17 protein-coding genes are annotated in these 19,570 nt (G+C 68.0%); 9 read left to right on the top strand and 8 right to left on the bottom strand.

Annotation, left to right across the window (positions count from 1 at the left end):
- Positions 1–9: 9 nt before the first annotated feature.
- Complete coding sequence (locus tag N536_RS0124320; RefSeq protein ID WP_029115993.1) at positions 10–843, bottom strand: uracil-DNA glycosylase; 834 nt, start codon at positions 841–843, stop codon at positions 10–12.
- 99 nt (positions 844–942) lie between these two features.
- Between N536_RS0124320 and N536_RS0124315 the strand changes: the two genes are divergently transcribed.
- Positions 943–2,175, top strand: a complete 1,233-nt coding sequence (locus N536_RS0124315; protein WP_029115992.1) for an MFS transporter — start codon at positions 943–945, stop codon at positions 2,173–2,175.
- 72 nt (positions 2,176–2,247) lie between these two features.
- Positions 2,248–3,954, top strand: coding sequence for an L-lactate permease (locus N536_RS0124310; protein WP_029115991.1), 1,707 nt, complete (start codon positions 2,248–2,250; stop codon positions 3,952–3,954).
- Here the strand turns inward: N536_RS0124310 and N536_RS0124305 are convergent, their stop codons facing one another.
- From N536_RS0124305 to N536_RS0124295, 3 genes are read right to left on the bottom strand one after another with little or no spacing between them, the layout of a single operon-like run.
- Positions 3,955–4,932: an NAD(P)-dependent oxidoreductase gene (locus N536_RS0124305; RefSeq protein WP_029115990.1), complete on the bottom strand. Its 978-nt coding sequence runs from the start codon at positions 4,930–4,932 to the stop codon at positions 3,955–3,957. It lies immediately after the preceding gene.
- On the bottom strand, positions 4,865–5,770 hold the full coding sequence (locus N536_RS39355; RefSeq protein ID WP_051574738.1) for an NmrA family NAD(P)-binding protein: 906 nt from the start codon (positions 5,768–5,770) through the stop codon (positions 4,865–4,867). Before N536_RS39355 ends, N536_RS0124305 begins: the two co-directional genes overlap by 68 nt.
- On the bottom strand, positions 5,763–6,200 hold the full coding sequence (locus N536_RS0124295; protein ID WP_029115989.1) for a nuclear transport factor 2 family protein: 438 nt from the start codon (positions 6,198–6,200) through the stop codon (positions 5,763–5,765). The genes N536_RS39355 and N536_RS0124295 overlap by 8 nt, the downstream gene beginning before the upstream one ends.
- A gap of 92 nt (positions 6,201–6,292) precedes the next feature.
- Between N536_RS0124295 and N536_RS0124290 the strand changes: the two genes are divergently transcribed.
- Complete coding sequence (locus tag N536_RS0124290) at positions 6,293–6,880, top strand: TetR/AcrR family transcriptional regulator (protein WP_036437492.1); 588 nt, start codon at positions 6,293–6,295, stop codon at positions 6,878–6,880.
- 36 nt (positions 6,881–6,916) lie between these two features.
- Complete coding sequence (locus N536_RS0124285; RefSeq protein ID WP_029115987.1) at positions 6,917–8,281, top strand: FAD-binding oxidoreductase; 1,365 nt, start codon at positions 6,917–6,919, stop codon at positions 8,279–8,281.
- A 50-nt stretch (positions 8,282–8,331) separates the two neighbouring features.
- Here the strand turns inward: N536_RS0124285 and N536_RS0124280 are convergent, their stop codons facing one another.
- Together N536_RS0124280 and N536_RS0124275 are read right to left on the bottom strand one after the other, a co-directional pair.
- Positions 8,332–8,574 carry a hypothetical protein gene (locus tag N536_RS0124280; RefSeq protein ID WP_051574737.1) on the bottom strand — a complete coding sequence of 81 codons (243 nt, stop codon included), beginning with the start codon at positions 8,572–8,574 and terminating at the stop codon, positions 8,332–8,334.
- Positions 8,575–8,604: 30 nt separating this feature from the next.
- Complete coding sequence (locus N536_RS0124275; protein WP_029115985.1) at positions 8,605–9,210, bottom strand: hypothetical protein; 606 nt, start codon at positions 9,208–9,210, stop codon at positions 8,605–8,607.
- Between the two features lie 169 nt (positions 9,211–9,379).
- On the opposite strand from N536_RS0124275, the gene N536_RS0124270 reads away from it, so the two are divergent.
- Both N536_RS0124270 and N536_RS0124265 read left to right on the top strand, forming a co-directional pair.
- A complete protein-coding gene (locus N536_RS0124270) occupies positions 9,380–10,618 on the top strand; it encodes a cytochrome P450 (protein WP_029115984.1) in 1,239 nt (412 codons plus the stop codon).
- A complete protein-coding gene (locus N536_RS0124265) occupies positions 10,618–11,190 on the top strand; it encodes a TetR/AcrR family transcriptional regulator (protein ID WP_029115983.1) in 573 nt (190 codons plus the stop codon). The genes N536_RS0124270 and N536_RS0124265 overlap by 1 nt, the downstream gene beginning before the upstream one ends.
- Before the next feature lie 90 nt (positions 11,191–11,280).
- On the opposite strand, the gene N536_RS0124260 is transcribed toward N536_RS0124265, so the two are convergent.
- Both N536_RS0124260 and N536_RS0124255 read right to left on the bottom strand, forming a co-directional pair.
- Positions 11,281–12,417 (bottom strand): acyltransferase, encoded by a 1,137-nt coding sequence (locus N536_RS0124260; RefSeq protein WP_029115982.1) that lies wholly within the window; start codon positions 12,415–12,417, stop codon positions 11,281–11,283.
- Complete coding sequence (locus N536_RS0124255; RefSeq protein WP_029115981.1) at positions 12,414–14,093, bottom strand: DEAD/DEAH box helicase; 1,680 nt, start codon at positions 14,091–14,093, stop codon at positions 12,414–12,416. Before N536_RS0124255 ends, N536_RS0124260 begins: the two co-directional genes overlap by 4 nt.
- A gap of 87 nt (positions 14,094–14,180) precedes the next feature.
- On the opposite strand from N536_RS0124255, the gene N536_RS0124250 reads away from it, so the two are divergent.
- The 3 genes from N536_RS0124250 to N536_RS0124240 are packed head-to-tail and all read left to right on the top strand — an operon-like array spanning position 14,181 to position 19,570.
- Complete coding sequence (locus N536_RS0124250; protein ID WP_036437537.1) at positions 14,181–14,711, top strand: LppP/LprE family lipoprotein; 531 nt, start codon at positions 14,181–14,183, stop codon at positions 14,709–14,711.
- Between the two features lie 48 nt (positions 14,712–14,759).
- Positions 14,760–18,203, top strand: a complete 3,444-nt coding sequence (locus N536_RS0124245; protein ID WP_036437535.1) for a TM0106 family RecB-like putative nuclease — start codon at positions 14,760–14,762, stop codon at positions 18,201–18,203.
- A complete protein-coding gene (locus N536_RS0124240; protein WP_029115978.1) occupies positions 18,200–19,570 on the top strand; it encodes an FAD-binding oxidoreductase in 1,371 nt (456 codons plus the stop codon). Before N536_RS0124245 ends, N536_RS0124240 begins: the two co-directional genes overlap by 4 nt.

The following is a 19,570-nucleotide window of genomic DNA, read 5'->3' as shown; positions in this document are numbered from 1 at the left end:
GTGCCCAAATCACTCGTTGGCCAGCCGTTTGGCCGTGGCGAAGACGTCGTCGAGCATCGCCGGGGTGAGCTTGCCGGTGAACGTGTTCTGCTGGCTGGGGTGGTAGCACCCGACGAGCGTGATCTCGCCGTACGGGGTGGACACCGCCGCTGTCGCGCCGTGGCCGAACTTCGGCTGCGGAACGCCGACGACTCCACCGCCCGCGCGAAGCATGTCGAGCGCGGCCCGCCAGGCGAAGCCGCCCAACGCGATGAGGACCCGCGCGTCGGGTCCGAGCAGACGCCACTCCGCATCGAGCCACGGCGCGCACGTCGACCGCTCGGCCGGCGTCGGCACGTTGGCAGGCGGCGCGCAGCGCACCGCCGCGGCCATCCGAACATCGTTGAGCGCCAAGCCATCCGCCGCGTCGATGCTGGGCGCCTGGTTGGCCAGACCGGCTCGGTGCAGGGCGGCGAACAGGAAGTCGCCCGACCGGTCGCCGGTGAACACCCGCCCCGTGCGATTGCCGCCGTGCGCGGCAGGCGCAAGGCCGACGATCACGATCCGCGCACGCGGCGCACCCCAGCCGGGGATCGGCCGACCCCAGTACGGCTCGTCGGCGAACGACTTGCGCTTGACGATCGCCACCTCCTCGCGCCACTCGACCAGGCGCGGGCAGGCCCGGCAGACCGACACCAGCGCGTCGAGCTCGTCGAGCGTCGCGACCGCCTCCGCCAGCGACGCCACCTGCGCCGCCGACGACGCCACCGCGGTGTGCGGTGTGGCAGGGTCTCCCGGCCAGCCGGAACCGGGCGGCACCGGCGAGTCGTACGGTGCGCCGGTGCGCGGATGCGGCAACTGCACGACTCCACTGTGCCCTGCACTGCGCAACTACTGTGCCTGCGCCCAGAAAATCCGTCGCCGACGGGTGACGGCCACTGCTACATTCAGCCGCGATACCCCATGATCATCAAGAAGCGCGGCCCGCTGTATCTGATCCTGTTCGCTGCGCTGACGGCCGGCGCGGGCAACGGCATCTCGATGATCGCCTTTCCCTGGCTGGTGCTGCAGCGCAACGGATCCGCGTTGGACGCGTCGATCGTCGCCATGGCGGGGACGTTGCCACTGTTGGTGGCGACCCTGATCGCCGGTGCGGCGGTCGACTACCTCGGGCGGCGCCGGGTGTCGATGATCTCCGACGCGCTGTCGGCGCTGTCGGTGGCCGCGGTCCCAGTGATCGCCCTGATGTTCGGGGTGGACGCGATCAACGTCGCGGTGCTCGCCGGTCTGGCCGCGCTCGGCGCATTCTTCGACCCGGCAGGGATGACCGCACGCGAAACGATGCTGCCCGAGGCGGCGACGCGGGCCGGCTGGACGCTCGACCACGCGAACAGCGTGTACGAGGCCACCTTCAACCTGGCCTACATCGTGGGTCCCGGCATCGGCGGCCTCCTGATCACCACCCTGGGTGGCGTCAACACCATGTGGGTGACGGCCGGGGCATTCGGTCTGTCGATCGTCTCGATCGCCGTGCTGCGCCTGGAGGGTGCGGGCAAGCCGGACCGCGATGCCCTGCCCGATGGCGTGTGGGCGGGGGTGGTCGAGGGGCTGTCGTTCGTGTGGAACCTGAAGGTGTTGCGCACGCTGGCGTTCATCGACCTCGCCGCGACGGGGCTGTACATGCCGATGGAGAGCGTGCTGTTCCCGAAGTACTTCACGGACCGCGACGAACCCGCGCAACTGGGCTGGGTGCTGATGGCACTGTCGGTCGGCGGGCTGGTGGGTGCGCTGGGATATGCGGTGACGTCGAAGTACGTCAAGCGGCGCACCACGATGTTGATCGCCGTGCTGACGTTGGGCGTGGCGATGACGATCATCGCGTTCCTGCCGCCGCTGCCGGTGATCCTGGTGTTGTGCGCGGTCGTCGGCTTCGTCTACGGCCCGATGGCGCCGATCTACAACTACGTCATGCAGACCCGTGCGCCACTGCACCTGCGCGGCCGGGTGGTCGGGGTGATGGGCTCGCTGACCTACGCGGCGGGACCGCTGGGCCTGATCCTCGCGGGGCCGCTCGCCGACGCGGCAGGCCTGAAGGCGACGTTCTTCGCGCTGTCCTTGCCGATGGTGGTGCTGGGGCTCGTCGCATTGGGGCTGCCGTCGCTGCGCGACCTCGACCGCACGCCCGAACACGCCTAGCGGGCGTTAGAACCGCCCGCGGCGCGGGTAAACCGGTTCACTTAGTGACTCACGCCACAATCGAGGTCAGCCGTGTACCAGCAAGTTCTTGATCCGGTCGCCAATTCCCTTGCCTGGAGTGCCGTGGTTGCGGCAATACCGCTGCTGTTGTTGTTCGTTCTGCTCGGCGCCGTCAAGATGACCGCCTGGGTGGCGTCACTGATATCGCTCGCGACGAGCATCGTGATCGCCGTCGTGGTCTACGGCATGCCCATCGGGCAGACCCTGTTGGCCGGGACCGAGGGCGCCGCGTTCGGGTTCTTCCCGATCCTCTGGATCGTCATCAATGCGATCTGGGTTTACCAGATGACCGTCGAGACAGGACATTTCGACGTGCTGCGGCGCTCCTTCTCCTCGGTCAGCGACGACCAGCGGATCCAGTCCATCATCATCGCGTTCTCGTTCGGCGCGCTGATCGAGGCGCTCGCCGGGTTCGGCACGCCCGTCGCCGTGACCTCGGTGATGCTGATGGCCTTGGGCTTCAAGCCGCTGAAGGCCGCCGTGCTCGCGCTGGTCGCCAACACCGCGCCCGTCGCGTTCGGCGCAATGGCCACGCCCATCATCACGTTGGGCAAGGTCACGGATCTGCCCGTCGACACGCTCGGCGCGATGGTCGGGCGGCAGACGCCGCTGCTTGCGCTGTTCGTACCGCTCGCCCTGGTCATGGTCGTCGACGGCTGGCGTGGCGTGCGCGAAACCTGGCCAGCCGCAGTGGTCTGCGGCTTCGTGTTCGCCGTCGCGCAGTACGCAACGTCGAACTTCGTCTCGGTGCCGTTGGCCGACGTCGTGGCGTCCCTGGTGTCCGCCGCCGCGGTGGTCGCGTTGGTGCGGGTCTGGCAGCCCCGGCACGCGTATACGGAGCAGCCCGTGGTCGCCGGTTCGGCGGGCAGGAGCGGAGCGACCGGGGAAGCGGTATCGGCGGGCGTTGCGGGTCCGACGGGCGACGAACCGTCGGCCGACTCAACCCGACGCGTCGAACAAACAGACGGCCACCATGACTCGCGCGCCGAGGTGACAAAGGCGTACGCGCCCTACGCAATCATCATCGGGGTCTTCGTGATCTGCCAGATTCCCGCGATCAAAAAGCTGCTCGACAAGGCGACGTTCGCGATCAACTGGCCCGGCCTGCACGTCGTCAACGCCAAAGGCGACCCGTCGACCCTGACGAAGTTCACCCTCAACCTGCTGACTACGCCGGGCACGCAGATGCTCGTCGCAGGCATCCTGACGATGGTGGCGCTGCGACTGTCGGTGCCATGCGCGCTGAAGGCGTACGGCGCGACGCTGCATCAGCTCCGCTGGGCAATCTTGACCGTAATGACGGTCCTCGCACTGGCATTCGTGATGAACCTGTCCGGTCAGACCATCACGCTCGGCACCTGGATGGCCGCGGCAGGCGGGGCGTTCGCGGTGCTGTCGCCCATCCTCGGTTGGCTCGGCGTCGCCGTCACCGGCTCCGACACCTCGTCCAACTCGCTCTTCGGGGCACTGCAGGTCGCCGCTGCGAATCAGGCGGGACTGTCGGACGTGCTGATGGCGGCGTCGAACAGTTCCGGTGGCGTGCTTGGCAAGATGATCTCGCCGCAGAACCTCGCGATCGCCGCCGCGGCGGTCGGCCTCAACGGCAAGGAGGGCGACATCTTCCGCCGCGTCATCCTGTGGAGCCTCGGGTTCCTGGTCCTGCTGTGCATTCTGTCCGGACTGCAGGCCTCCCCCGTGTTGTCGTGGATGGTGCCCTGATCAGCCGGTCGTGTACACGCCCGTGCTCGTGGCGTGATATCCCTTCGCGCCCACGGCGAGTGCGAGCGGACTGCGCGGATCGAGACCCTCCGCAAGTCGGTCCAGGGCATGGCGGAAGTCGTAGCGAGGTGACCAGCCCAGGTCGCGTCGCGCCCTGGCGTTGACGTACACCCGGTCGATCACCGGGAACATGGTCCATCCGAGCGACGCGTACACCTCGTCGACGTCCGGGTACAGCCGACGCACGACGCCAGGCGTGTCCCGTGCCAGCGCGGCGACGTCGTCGACGACGAATGGTGTTGTAGCGCTGACGATGTAGCGGCCGAAGCCCAGTGTGGGAGCACGTTCGACGGCCAGGCGGTGGGCGGTGACCACGTCGTCGAGGTCGACGCGACGGTGCAGCAGTTCGTTGACCTTGAGGTTGAGATCGTCGTAGGCGGACCGGACGTCGTCGCGGTCGTCGGCTTCGGGAAAGAACCTCGACGTACGCAGGATCACGCACGGCAGTCCCCGGTCGCGTGCAACGAGCTCGCACAGGTCTTCCGCGGCGGTCTTCGTTGCGCCGTAGACGTTCTTCACCACCGGCGCGACGTCCTCGGTGATCCAGGCGGCCGGCTCGCCCGGCGGTGGGCTCAGTGCCCGCCCGAATGTGCTGGTGGTGCTGGTGAAGACGAAGCTGCCCACGCCTGCGTCGGCGGCCGCTTCGAGCAGGTTCAGCGTCCCGGTCACGTTGGACTCGACGAAATCGGATCGGCTGTGGGTTCCGACGTGCGGCTTGTGCAGTGTCGCGGTGTGGACGACGGCGTCGATGCCGTCCATGACACGCCCCACCAGGGCACGGTCGACGATCGAGCCGACGACCGCGGTGTGGGGCGACGGCAGAACGTCGAATCCCACGATTTCGTTACCGTCAGCCGCCAGGACCCGACAGAGCGCCTCGCCCAGGTGCCCGGAACTCCCCGTGATCAGAATCCGCACGGTACAAGGGTCTACCAGATTCGAACTCCTCCGCCGCGAACGTACTGAAACTGCGAGCCGGACGGCCGGTGACCGTTTCGACCGTGTTCGTGACGCGGTCTTCGGCACCGTCGCGGATGTCGACGTCCATCGCGGCGAGCACCTGTGCGAAATCGGCGGGGATGCCATGTTCGGTGATGCGGCGCGCTGCCTCGTCGGCGGGCACCGACCGGTGCCGGACGGTCCTGCCAGTGTGCCGGGTCAGGATGTCGGCGGCATCTGCGTAACTGAGCGCCTCGGGGCCCGTCAGGATGTGCTCGGTGTTGTGCGGAACTTCGTCCGTCAGTGCGCGAGCCGCTACGGCGGCGATGTCACCCGCGTCGATGAAGGCCACTCTGCCGTCTCCGGTTGCGGTGACGATCTCACCGTCGCGGACACCTCGCGCGACGAGGTGGTCGCCGGAGAAGTTCTGCATGAACCACGAGGGCCGCAACACCGCCCACTCCGGCATGGCCGTGCGGACCAGGCGATGCATTGCGCCAAGACCAGGCGACCCCTCCGGAACCGCCGACGAGCTCAGCTGGACGACACGTCGGACCCGTTGCCGCACCGCCTCTTCGAGAAACGGTTCGGCCAGCGGGACTGGATCCGCGACGCCGATCGGCGCGATGAGGTAGACCGCCGAAACGCCGCGCAGTGCGTCCTCATACGTGTCGCGGTCGGACCAGTCGAACCGAATCTGGCCGGTCGACTTCGGGGTTCGCGTCGCCAACCGGGTGGTGACGCCGCGTCCGGCCAGAAGGGCGGCGACCCGGCTGCCCGTGGTTCCGGTAGCGCCCATGACGAGGACGTCAGTCATCCGCCGGCCATGCGAATGCGCTCGACAACTGGTCGCTGCCGCCCAGCAGTTCCGCGGCAGCCAACGGACTCCAGTAGTCGCGGTAGCGCTGAATCTCGTTGTTCCGCACCGTGATCACCGCGATGTAGGTCATTTGGTACGGCGCGCCGCTGGAGACGACGACGCCTGCCACCTCAAACTCGACGACCACGACTTCGGGATCGACGGTCTGGTGCAGCACCAATTGCCGAATCTCCTTGATGTCGAGAATGTCCGGATAACCGCGCATGTACTCTGCGACCGCGGCGCGGCCTTCCACTCTGGCCGGGTAGCCGGGCGCAGCGAAGGGGAATTCCAGCACGCCGTCTTCGGCCCACAGGGCGGCGAAGGCCGCCACGTCGTGCGCGAGTAGCAGTTCCAGGGCGTGCTTCACGAGCTTCTCAGCCGTCATGCTTACCTCCCAAGGTTCGGACGATACGGTACCGTCCCATCGTAAACTATACGCGGGACGGGTCCGTATCGTCCACTCGCTATACTCTGCCCATGACCCGTCGAGCGCCCACCGGCGCAGCCGTGCTGCAGCCCGCGATCACCACGGCCATCACCGAGGCCGTTCTCGACGAATTGGCCGACCAGGGCTACGCGCGGCTCTCCATGGAAGCCGTCGCCAAGCGCGCGGGAGTCGGCAAGAGCGCGCTCTACCGGCGCTGGCCGTCCAAGCAGGAGATGGCGATGGCCGTCGTCGCTGAATTCAGCGTCGCGCAGGCTCCGGCGTCCGACACCGGGTCGCTGCACGGAGACATCCGAGAGTTGCTGGGTGCAGTCATGCGGTGGCTGTCCCATCCGCGGTTCTCCCGGATACTTCCCGACCTGGTGGCGGAGATGGCACGAAACCCCGAGCTGAACACGCTCGTCGACGGCATGATCGGCCAACCACGACGCGAACAGGGTCGCGAAATGCTTCAGCGTGCCATCGCGCGCGGCGAACTGAGCCCGGATACCGACCTGGAGCTCGCGCTCGATGTCCTGGCCGCGCCCATCTATTGGCGGCTCACCGTCCGCGGTGGACGCGCGGAGCCGGGCTATCTCGACAAATTGGCGACGCTGCTCGCAAGAGCGCTCGGCGGTTAGCCCGGTCGGATCCGCGCCGACGCCTACCATCGAGGAATGGACTCCGCGCTGGAAGAACTCATCGCCGAGCTACCCGAAGGCACCGTCGTCACCGATCCCGACATCGTCGCCTCGTACCGTCAGGACCGCGCGGCCGACCCGAATGCGGGTACCGCGATGGCCGTCGTCAGGCCACGCCGCACGGAAGAGGTTCAGGCCGTGTTGCGCTGGGCCTCCGCACACCGCGTGCCGGTCGTGCCGCGCGGTGCGGGCACCGGACTGTCGGGCGGCGCCACCGCGCTCGACGGTGGCATCGTGCTGTCGACCGAGCGCATGCGCGACATCGTCGTCGACCCCGTGACCCGCACGGCCGTCACGCAACCCGGCCTGTTCAACGCCGAGGTCAAGAAGGCCGTCGCCGAATACGGCCTCTGGTATCCGCCCGACCCGTCGTCGTTCGAGATCTGCAGCATCGGCGGCAACATCGCCACCAACGCCGGGGGCCTCTGCTGCGTGAAGTACGGCGTCACGACCGACTACGTGCTGGGCCTACAGGTGGTGCTGGCCGACGGCACCGCCGTCCGCCTTGGCGGGCCGCGGCTCAAAGACGTTGCGGGACTGAGCTTGACGAAACTGTTCGTGGGCAGCGAGGGCACGCTCGGCGTGATCACCGAGGTGACGCTGCGCCTGCTGCCGCCACAGCACAGGGGCTGCACGGTGGTGGCTTCGTTCGATTCGGTGGCGTCTGCTGCGGACGCCGTCGTCACGATCACCGGCAAGATCCGGCCATCGATGCTCGAGTTCATGGACGCCGTGGCGATCAACGCGGTCGAGGACAAACTGAAGATGGGCCTGGACCGCAACGCCGCCGCCATGATGGTCGCCGCGTCCGACGACCGCGGGGCTGCGGGCGTCGAGGACACCGAGTACATGGCCCGCGTCTTCACCGAACACGGTGCGACGGAGGTCTATTCGACCGATGACCCCGACGAGGGCGAGGCGTTCGTCGCGGCGCGCCGGTTCGCCATCCCTGCCGTCGAGGCGAAGGGCTCGCTGCTGCTCGAGGACGTCGGAGTGCCGCTGCCCTCGCTGGCCGACCTCGTCTCCGGCGTGGAGAAGATCGCCGAGCAGCACGGCCTGATGATCTCGGTGATCGCGCATGCCGGCGACGGCAACACCCACCCGCTGATCGTGTACGACCCCACCAACCACGACGAGACCGAGCGGGCCCAGACGGCGTTCGGCCAGATCATGGATCTCGCCGTCGGCCTGGGCGGGACGATCACCGGCGAGCACGGCGTCGGCAGACTCAAACGGCCCTGGCTCGCGGGATATCTCGGGCCGGAGGCGATGGAGCTCAACCACCGGATCAAGAAGGCGTTGGATCCGGACAACATCCTGAATCCGGGCGCCGCGATCTAGGCCGGCGATGAACACGCCCTCCCGGTCGTGGGAGGGCGTGCCCGACGGTGTTAGTTCATGTGGCCCGGGCCGTGGTGGCTCGGCCAGCCGGGCGCCTGCGTCGGCGCGGGAGTGGCGTAGTAGTCCGGGTAGTACTGGTAGCCAGGGCCAGCCGGGACCGTCGTAGTGGTGGGGGCTGCGGGGTCGGCTTTGGCCATGGTGGCCAAGCCGACTGCCACGCCGAGGCCCATGACGGCGGCGATTGCCAACGGCAGGGCGCAATATCGAGCGAACGCGTGCGCTTTGGGTGTCATTTCGTCAATCCTTCTGTGTTGACTGGTTTTTCAGTCGTCCGCCGGCGAGTTCCGGCGATGAGTCAACTGTGTCCTGGATGTGACGCGGTGTATGTCGGGCGTCCGGTGGAGGGAGGGGATGAATCTCTTGTCCACCGATCGGCGGACGTCGCCGATTTTCGGCAGCGACGGTCCATGCCGTAAACCCGTGGGGTCAACGGCGAGTAACCGCCTTCCCCGTGGCCGGGTCGATGTCCACCACCACGACCCAGCCAGGCCGCTGGCGTCGTGGCAGACCTCCCACGCGCACCGGTTGCTCAGGCGGCAACCGCGGTCAAGCGGCGTCTGGTTCGGGTGGTTTCTTCGGCCTTCGGTGATGCCCATTCGCCCGTGGCTGACGGCTGGGGTCGACGGATTTCGCAGCATGTTGGCGAGGTGATCACGCAGCCGCCCGAGGCGCTTGGGCCAATGAGCGCGCAGGGCGTTGATTGCGTCGTACCCGACGGTCGACAGAACGCGCTCGGCGGACTCGATGCTGCACAACACGGAATCGAGCACGTCGGCGGGCAGCTCTTCGAAGGGCAAGGCGGCCAACTCGGCGACCGCAGCCAGCAAGCGTGACTGACGAGCCGCCACGTCGTCGAGATCGACCGCCACCGTAATCACCTCCTGCTTCGAACGTATGTGCGAAGTATGCCCAAGGGGTGTGACAAGTCCATCTGCGCAGGTCAGCGCAGCCGTTGAGCAAAAAGACCGGCGTTGGGAGCCACGAACCGCAACGATGCGGAACATTGACATCAGCATTGAACTGTCGTAAACATGAGACATGTCAGCTAGCTTGTCTCACGCCACGTCAGCCAGGTTCCGGCTGGCCGGCGCCGACACCTGGCCCGACCCATGGCCGATGTACCGCGCGCTGCGCGAGCACGACCCGGTGCACCACGTGGTTCCCGACGACAAGCCCGATCACGACTACTACGTGCTGTCCCGCCATGCCGACGTCTTCGCCGCCGCACGCGATCATCAGACGTTCTCGTCGGCGGAGGGGCTGACGGTCAACTACGGCGAGCTGGAGATGATCGGCCTGGCCGACAACCCGCCGATGGTCATGCAGGATCCGCCCGCGCACACCGAATTTCGCAAGCTGGTGTCGCGCGGCTTCACGCCGCGGCAGGTCGAGGCGGTGGAGCCGAAGGTCCGGGAGTTCGTCGTCGAGCGCATCGAGGGGTTGCGCTCGAACGGCGGAGGCGACATCGTCGCCGAACTCTTCAAGCCGCTGCCGTCGATGGTCGTCGCGCACTACCTCGGCGTGCCGGACGAGGACCGCGACCAGTTCGACGGCTGGACCGACGCGATCGTCGCGGCCAACACCGCCGAGGGCGGCATCGGCGGGGCGCTGGAGAATCTCGGCGACAAGCTCGGCGAGATGATGGCGTACTTCACCGCACTCATCGAACGCCGCCGCCACGAGCCGGCAGACGACACCGTCTCGCACCTGGTCGCCGCCGGAGTGGGTGCCGACGGCGACATCGCGGGCACCCTTTCGATTCTTGCATTCACCTTCACGATGGTCACGGGCGGCAATGACACCACCACCGGAATGCTCGGTGGTTCAATACAATTGCTGCACCGGCGACCCGACCAACGCAAGCTGCTGGCCGACCACCCGGAGCTGATCCCCGACAGTGTCGACGAATTCCTCCGGATGACGTCACCGGTGCAGTGCCTGGCCAGAACCGTCACCCGGGACGTGACGATCGGTGACACCACCATTCCCGAAGGCAGACGCGCACTGCTGCTGTACGCCTCGGCCAACCACGACGAGCGCCAATACGGCGACGACGCAGCGCAATTGGACGTCACCCGTAAGCCGCGCAACATCATGACCTTCAGCCACGGCGCGCATCACTGCCTGGGCGCCGCGGCCGCACGCATGCAGTCCCGCGTCGCATTGACCGAGCTGATGGCCCGCATTCCGAACTTCGAAGTCGACGAGGATGGGATCGTCTGGGCCGGTGGCAGTTACGTGCGGCGGCCGCTGTCGGTGCCGTTCAGGGTGACCTGATGCCGGGCAACTGGCTGGCCGCCCGCCGGACCGAGGTAGCCGCCGACCGCATCCTCGACGCCGCCGAGGACCTGTTCACGCAAAAAGGCGCCGCAGCCGTCGGGATGAATGAAATCGCCAAGGCCGCAGGGTGTTCGAGGGCGACGCTGTACCGCTACTTCGAGAACCGCGACGCCCTGTACACCGCATACGTGCACCGCGAGACCTACCGCATCTTCGCCGGAATGGGCGAGCGGATCGCGAGCATCGCCGACCCGCGGCAGCGTCTGATCGAGGGCATCGTCGCGTCACTGCGCAGTGTGCGCGAAAGCCCGGCGCTGTCAGCGTGGTTCGCACCCGCGCAGCGGCCCATCGGCGGTGAGATGGCCGAACGCTCCGAGGTGATCAAGGGTTTGACCGAGGCGTTCCTCCGCTCGCTGGGCACCGATCACGTCGAGGACCGGGCCCGTTGGGTGGTGCGCGTGATGATCTCGCTGCTGATGTTTCCTGGTCACGACGACGCCGACGAGCGGGCGATGCTCGAGGAGTTCGTGTTGCCGACGGTCGTGCCGACCCAACCAGACGCGGTCTAGCGCGACGCGCCGAGACTGCCGGGAGATCGCGAAATCACGCCGGATCGCGATCTCCTAGCAGTCTCGGCGGGGTTTGGGCCGCCGCGAGGCTCAGGTCTTGACCCGGGTGAACCGGTGCAGCAGCCATGCCAACGGAATCGTCACCACCATCGTCACCACGAACAACGCGGGCATCGAGCCCGTGTAGATCGGGAAGTGCAGGACGTCGACCATCACCAACTCCATGGTGACCAGATGGATCAGGAAGATCTCGTAGGAGATCTCGCCGAGGAACACCATCGGCCTGCTCGCCATGAACCGCGCGTACCACCCGCGATTGCCCAGCGCGAGCGGCGCCACCGCCAGCGTGGAGATGACGGCGTAGAAGGCGGCCTTCGCCAACCCCTCGCGCAGTTCCGACGGCGACGTGGTGGGCGCACCCGCGATGGGCGTCGAGGCAATGAAGTAGCAGACGATCGCCAAGGGGATGCACACCAGGGCGTAGGCGCGAACGCCCATCTCCCGCAGCGCGGCGAGCATCATGCCGCCGACGAACCACGCCAGATACGTCGGCAGCCACAGCCGTGCGCCGTCGGGCAACCAGTCCGTCGTGTGTACCAACACCAACCACGCCGGCGTGGCGAGCGCCAGCACCGAGAGGCCGACCATCAAGAGCACTGGGCGCCATTGCCTTCGGCACAGCACCACCAGTAGCAGCCAGGCCAGCACCGGCAGCGCCACGTAGAACGCGACCTCCACCGCCAGACTCCACATCTGGGTCAGTCCTTGATGCAGGTAGGAGAACAGGTAGTCGTCGGTGTAGATCTGCGTGAGGGTGAGGTTGCGGAAGAGACCGAGCCAGGTGTGCCCGGGATTCGGTCCTGCCGTGCGGAAATGGTAGACGACGTAGGCCGCCAGCACCGTGACGACGTAGGCGGGCATGATGCGCCGCACCCGGTGCCAGGCATAGCGCCGCACCGAGGGCCCGTCCCTGCCGTCCCTCGAAGCCCGTACCCACGGACCGAACAACAGGAAACCCGACAACACGAAGAAGATCGGCACCCCGATCTCCATGCGGGAGTAGATCAATCCGGCATAGCCGTGGGTGTACTTGCCGGTGGTGTACGCCGCGTGCGTCAGCACCACGAGGATGGCGGCGACGGCGCGGATGCCGGTCAGCGAGTCCACCCGGCTGGCCGTTACGGATTCCAGCCCGCCTTGTGCATCGAGGCCGTGCCGCAGCGTCACTTCGGCTTATGTCGCTTGGGGCCGCGATCGGGTTCGAGATTGATCAGCACACCCTGAATTCTGGTGCGCTCCAGCTTCTTCAGGGTCTCCGAGGACATCTTCGCGGGCAGTTCCACCAGCGAGTACTCGGGCCGGATGGAGATGTGGCCGAAATCGCTGCGGTGCAAGCCGCCCTCGTTGGCGATCGCACCGACGATGGCGCCGGGGGCGACCTTGTGCCGCTTGCCCACCGCGATGCGGTAGGTGATGAGGTCGTCGCGATTGCGGTCGTGCCGCTTGTGCGGCGGGCCGTCCCCGCGGGCCGGACGGTCGTCGCGCTCCCGACGCTTCTCCGGCGGCGGTTCCGTCATCAGGAACTCCCCGCCACCGCGACTCTGCAACGCCAACGCAGCGGCGATGTCCGCCATGGGGACGTCGTGGTCCTGCTCGTAACCCTCGATCAGCTTGCGGAACAACTCGATTCCTGGCGCGCTGAGCGCCTCGGTGATCGAATCGCGGAACTTCTCCACCCGCTGGGCGTTGACGTCGTCGACCGTCGGCAGTCGCTCCTCGACCAGCTTCTGACGGGTGGTCCGTTCGATCGCCGCCAGCATGTGGCGTTCCCGCGGCGACACGAAGAGCAGCGCGGTGCCCGAACGACCGGCCCGGCCGGTGCGACCGATGCGGTGCACGTACGACTCCGTGTCGTGCGGGATGTCGTAGTTGAGCACGTGCGAGATGCGTTCGACGTCCAGCCCGCGCGCCGCGACGTCGGTCGCCACCAGGATGTCGATGCTGCCGTCCTTGAGCGCGGCGATGGTGCGCTCGCGCTGCGCCTGGGCGATGTCACCGTTGATCGCCGCCGCGGAAAACCCACGCGCCCGCAGCTTTTCGGCGACTTCCTCGGTGGCCTGCTTGGTGCGGACGAAGACGATCATCGCCTCGAAGGTCTCGACCTCGAGCACCCTGGTCAGCGCGTCCATCTTGCGCGGACCCGCGACCTGGATGTAGCGCTGCGTGATGTTGTCGGCGGTCGCGGTCTTGGACTCGACCTTGACCTGGACCGGGTCGTGCAGGTACTTCGTCGTGATCTTGCGGATGGCCCCCGGCATGGTGGCCGAGAACAGCGCCACCTGCTTGTACTCGGGGGTGCCCTCGAGGATGCGTTCGACGTCCTCGGCGAAGCCCATCTGCAGCATCTCATCGGCCTCGTCGAGCACCAGGTAGTCCAGGTGCGAGAGGTCCAGGCTGCCCTTCTCGAGGTGGTCGATCACGCGGCCCGGAGTGCCGACGACCACCTGGGCGCCACGCTTGAGCCCGGCCATCTGCGGGCCGTACGGGGAGCCGCCGTAGATCGGCAACACGTTCACCTTCAGATGCGCGCCGTAGCGGCTGAACGCCTCCGCCACCTGCAACGCCAACTCACGCGTCGGCGCCAGCACCAACGCCTGCGTGATGCGGCTGGACGTGTCGATCTTGGACAGGATCGGGATGGCGAACGCGGCCGTCTTGCCGGTACCGGTCTGCGCCAGGCCGACGACGTCGGAACCCGCCAGCATCGCCGGGATGGTGGCGGCCTGGATCGCCGACGGGGACTCATATCCGACGTCGGCAATGGCCTGCAGTACCGCTGGGTGAATCTGCAGGTCGGCGAAGGTCGGTGAGGCGTCGTGCGCGTCGGTGTCAGGCGAGGTCATCGAGGTAGGAGTCTACGGGTAGATCCTGGCGCCATCTGCCGAGCGGCAACACGACCGGTACCGTGCCCTGTTGTGAAGTGGGTCGCGATGCTGGCGGCGGTGTTCGTGCTTGCCGGATGCGGGTCCAGCGACTCCACCGTCTCCAAGACGCCGCAAGCCTCGGCGACGACCGCGCCGACCGCCCGACCTGCCCCCGAACCGACCGTGGCCGCAGGCCCCACCGCCACCTCTCCCCCTGCCGATCCGTGCGCGGAGAACCTCGCCGCCCCCGAGATCGCCAGGGCCGTGTCCGAGTTGCCGCGCGACCCGCGCAGCAATCAGCCGTGGAGTCCCGAGCCGCTGGCGGGCAACTTCAACGAATGCGCGCCGTTGTCGGTGGTGATCGTCAAGGCCAACACCAACGCCGCCAACCCCAACACGCGTGCGGTGATGTTCCACCTCGGCAAGTTCATCCCGACCGGCGTTCCCGACACCTACGGCTTCAACGGCATCGACGACCAGGCGACGACCGGTGACACCGTTGCGCTGATGTACTCACCAGGGTCCACGGGGTTGAAGAGCGTCGTGCGGTTCCACTGGAACGGCAACGGCGTGGAACTCATCGGCAACACCGGCTGAAGCGCCCCGGATTCGTCGGCGCACTGCCCTACAGTGGCGGACGTGTTCCTGACGTCCACCGGAGCCGCCCCGGCGGCGACATCCAACGCGGGAGCCGACGCCCACGTCATCTACAGCGCCTCCGATCTCGCTGCCGCGGCGCGGTGTGAGTACGCGTTGTTGCGGGCGTTCGACGCGAAACTCGGGCGGGGCCCCAGAATTTCGGCCGACGACGAACTGCTCGCCCGCACTGCGACTCTCGGTGACGACCACGAGCGCCGTCAGCTCGACGACCTGCGCACCGAGTTCGGCGGCGACGTCACGATCATCGGCCGCCCGCCCTACACCGACGCCGGACTGCGCGCCGCGGCCGAACAGACCATGCGTGCCGTCGAGCGCCGCGCTCCCGTCATCTACCAGGCGGCGATGTTCGACGGCCGGTTCGCCGGCTTCGCGGACTTCCTGGTGCTGGACGGCGATCGTTACCGGCTGCGGGACACCAAGCTCGCACGCTCGGTGAAGGTCGAGGCGCTGCTGCAACTCGCCGCCTACGCCGACACCCTCGCCAGAGCCGGTGTGCCGGTGGCCGACGAGGTGGAGCTCGTCCTCGGCGACGGCGCGGTCGCGAGCTACCGGGTCGACGAGCTGCTCCCGGTCTACCTCCCGCGGCGGGCCGCGTTGCAGCGGCTGCTGGACGGCCACCTCGCAGGCGGGGCCGCGGTGACGTGGGAGGACCAACGGGTGCGGGCCTGCTTCCGCTGCCCCGAATGCGACGTCCAGGTCCGCGAGCACGACGACCTGCTGCTCGTCGCCGGCATGCGGGTCACCCAGCGGGCTCGGCTCATCGACGCCGGGGTGAGCACCCTGCACGACCTGGCCGGCCACACCGGACCCGTGCCCGAACTATCGGCCCGCACGGTGAATGTGCTCACCGCGCAGGCCCGCCTTCAGGTCGCGGCTCGGGTGGACGGCAAGCCGCCGTACGAAGTGCTCGACGCCCAGCCGCTGATGGTGCTGCCCGACGCGAACAAGGGCGATCTCTTCTTCGACTTCGAGGGCGACCCGCTCTGGACGGTCGACGGCCACGAGTGGGGACTCGAGTACCTGTGGGGCGTTCTGACCACCACTGACGAGTTCACCCCGTACTGGGCGCACGACCGGGCGAGTGAGCGCCAAGCCCTCGTCGACTTCCTTGCCATGGTGCGCAAACGGCTCAAGAAGTACCCCGGCATGCACGTCTACCACTACGCGGCATACGAGAAGAGCACGCTGCTGCGCTTGGCCGGACGCTATGGTGTCGGCGAGCACGATGTCGACGAAATGCTGCGCAACGGCGTCCTCGTCGATCTGTACCCGTTGGTGCGCAAGAGCATTCGGGTGGGCACCGAGAGCTACAGCATCAAGTATCTCGAACCGCTCTACATGGGCAACGAGCTCCGTAGCGGCGAGGTCACCACGGCCACCGACTCGATCACCCAGTACGCCCGGTTCTGCGAACTGCGCGACGCGGGAAGCGCCCACGAGGCGGCCATCGTGCTCAAGGAGATCGAGGACTACAACCGTTACGACTGCCGTTCGACGCGCAGGCTGCGCGACTGGTTGATGGCGCGCGCCATCGAGTCGGGGGTGCCCCCGCGCGGCCCGCTGGTGGTGACCGACGGAGCCGCAGCCGAGCCCGCGGACGAACTCGAACGCCGACTGCTCAAGTTCGCGGGCGACAGCATCGAGGAACGCACCCCCACGCAGACGGCCGTCGCGATGGTGGCCGCCGCCCGTGGCTTCCACAAGCGCGAGGACAAGCCGTTCTGGTGGGCGCACTTCGACCGCGTCAACAACCCCGTCGACGAGTGGGCCGACAACACCGACGTCTTCATCGCCGACCGGATCGAGATCGTCGCCGACTGGCACCAGCCGCCCAAGGCGCGCAAGCCCCAACGCCACCTCAAGTTGATCGGTGAACTCGCCAACGGCGGACTCGGCAGGGAGATGTTCGCGCTATACGACCCGCCTGCCCCGGAAGGATTGGCCGACGACCCGGACCGCAGGGCGTTCGGAACGGTGACGGTCGTCGAGTGCGACAACCCCGAGGCGCCCACGGAGGCCGTCGTGGTCGAGCGGCAGCCCAAGAACGGTGGTGTCTTCGACCAGTTGCCATTCGCCCTCACGCCGGGCGGACCCATCAACACCAAACCGCTCCAGGACTCCATCGCGGACACTGCGGCCATGGTCGCGGCCGGGCTTCCGAACCTGCCTGCCGATGCCGTCACCGACGTCCTGCTGCGCCGGGCGCCCCGCACGATCAGCGGCGGCCCGCTGCCTCGGGACGGCGATGTCGCCGACGACATCACCAGGGCACTACTCGATCTGGACTCGTCCTACCTCGCCGTGCACGGACCTCCAGGCACCGGCAAGACGTTCACCTCGTCGACGGTCATCGCGCGACTGGTGAAGGAGCACGGGTGGCGCATCGGCGTGGTCGCGCAATCGCACGCCGTGGTCGAGAACCTCCTGGGCTGCGTGATCGAGGCGGGCGTCGACCCGGACTGCGTCGGCAAGAAGAAGGCCCCGAACGCAGCGTGGCGCGAGGTCGACGAGAAGGATTACGCGTCGTTCATCGCCGACCACGAAGGATGCGTAATCGGGGGCACCGCTTGGGATTTCGCCAACCGTGGCCGCGTTCCCCGCCTCGCCCTCGACCTACTCGTCGTCGAGGAGGCCGGCCAGTTCAACCTCGCCAACACCATCGCGGTGGCGTCCTCGGCCAGGAACCTGATGCTGCTCGGCGACCCGCAGCAGCTGCCGCAGGTGAGTCAGGGCACCCATCCGGAGCCGGTGAACGAGTCCGCCCTCGGCTGGCTGGTGGAGGGCCACCACATCCTGCCTGCCGAACGCGGCTACTTCCTCGACTGCTCGTTCCGGATGCATCCCGCGGTATGCGCACCGGTGTCGCGGCTGTCCTACGACGGGCGGCTGCAGTCCCGCGAAGAGGTCAGCGGGGCCCGCAGCCTCGACGGGGTGGCGCCGGGCGTGACCGTGCTGGCCGTCGACCACGACGGCAACTCGACCGACAGCCCCGAGGAGGCCGACGCGATCGTCGCGGAGATCGGCCGCCTGTTAGGCATCCCGTGGACCGACGAGGCGGGCACCCGGCCGTTGGGCCAGCAGGACGTCCTGATCGTCACCCCGTACAACGCGCAGGTGGTGATGCTGCGCCGCAGGCTCGACGCCGCCGATCTCCCAGATGTCGAGGTCGGCACCGTCGACAAGTTCCAGGGCAGGCAGGCCGCGGTCGTGTTCGTCTCGATGACGGCCTCGACGGCGGACGACGTGCCACGCGGAATCTCGTTCCTGCTCAACAGGAACCGGCTCAACGTCGCGATCAGCAGGGCGAAGTACGCAGCGATCATCGTCCGGTCGACGCTGCTTACCGAGTACCTGCCGTCCACCCCGCAGGGCCTGATCGACCTCGGTGCGTTCCTGGCGCTCGTGCCGTGTGATACACCCACGGGATGACGGATTCGCTGCCCCCGGCACTGACCGACCGGCTCGCCGCGATCGTCGGCGCAAGTCACGTCAGCTCCGATCCGGACGTGCTCGACGGCCGCAGTGTCGACCACACCGGCCGCTACCGCGGCCATGCGGGCGCGCTGGTGCGGCCCGGCTCCGACGACGAGGTCGCGGAGGTCCTGCGCGCCTGCCATGCCGCCGGCGTCTGCGTGACGATCCAGGGCGGGCGGACGTCGCTGGTCGCGGGGACGGTGCCCGAACACGACGACGTTCTGCTGTCCACCGAGCGGCTCACCGACATCGGCGAAGTCGACACGGTCGAGCGGCGCGTCCGCGTCGGCGCGGGAGCCACGCTCGCCGCGGTGCAACGCGCGGCAGCCGACGCGGGCCTCCTGTTCGGGGTCGACCTCGCCGCCAGGGACTCGGCGACGATCGGCGGCATGGCGTCCACCAACGCCGGCGGATTGCGCACCGTGCGCTACGGCAACATGGGCGAACAGGTGCTCGGACTCGACGTGGTGCTGCCCGACGGTGCGCTGGTGCGCAGGCACAGCGAGGTCCGCCGCGACAACACCGGTTACGACCTGGTGTCGCTGTTCATCGGTGCCGAGGGCACGCTCGGCGTGATCACCGGAGTGGACCTGCGGCTGCACCCGTCCCCCGCGCACCGCGTCACGGCGGTGGTCGGGTTCGCCGACCTCGGCGCGCTGATCGCCGTCGGCCGCGAGTTCCGCGACGCCGACGGCATCGCCGCCCTCGAGCTGATCGACGCCCGGGCGAGCGCGCTGACGGCCGAGCACCTCGGCGTCGGCGCACCGGTCGAGGGCGCCTGGCAACTGCTGATCGAACTGGCAGGCGACACCGACCAGACCGAGCGGCTGGCCGAAGCGCTCGAGCGGGCCGATCTCGCGGGCGAGCCCGCCGTCGGCATCGACGTCAATGCGCAACAACGCCTTTGGCAGGTGCGCGAGTCCGTCGCCGAGGTGCTCGGGCTCTACGGGCCGCCGCTGAAGTTCGACGTGTCCCTGCCGCTGTCGATGATCGAAGGGTTCGCCGCCGCGTCGACCACGCTCGTCGCCGAGTACGCGCCGGACGCCATACCGGTGCTGTTCGGTCACGTCGGCGAGGGCAACCTGCACCTGAACCTGGTGCGCTGTGCGCTCGACGGCGAGCGGGAGAAGCAGCTGTACTCGGCGATGATGGCGTTGATCGCGGACTTCCACGGCAACGTCAGCTCAGAGCACGGTGTCGGCAGCCGCAAGCGCGACTACCTGTCGATGTCGCGCACCGACGCCGACATAGCCGCGATGCGGGCGGTGAAGGCGGCCTTCGACCCGCGCGGCTACCTCAATCCCGCGGTGCTGTTCGGCTGA

The sequence above is a fragment of the Mycobacterium sp. URHB0044 genome (assembly GCF_000620625.1).
Classification (GTDB): Bacteria; Actinomycetota; Actinomycetes; order Mycobacteriales; family Mycobacteriaceae; genus Mycobacterium.
This window is presented reverse-complemented; position numbering and strand designations above follow the sequence as displayed.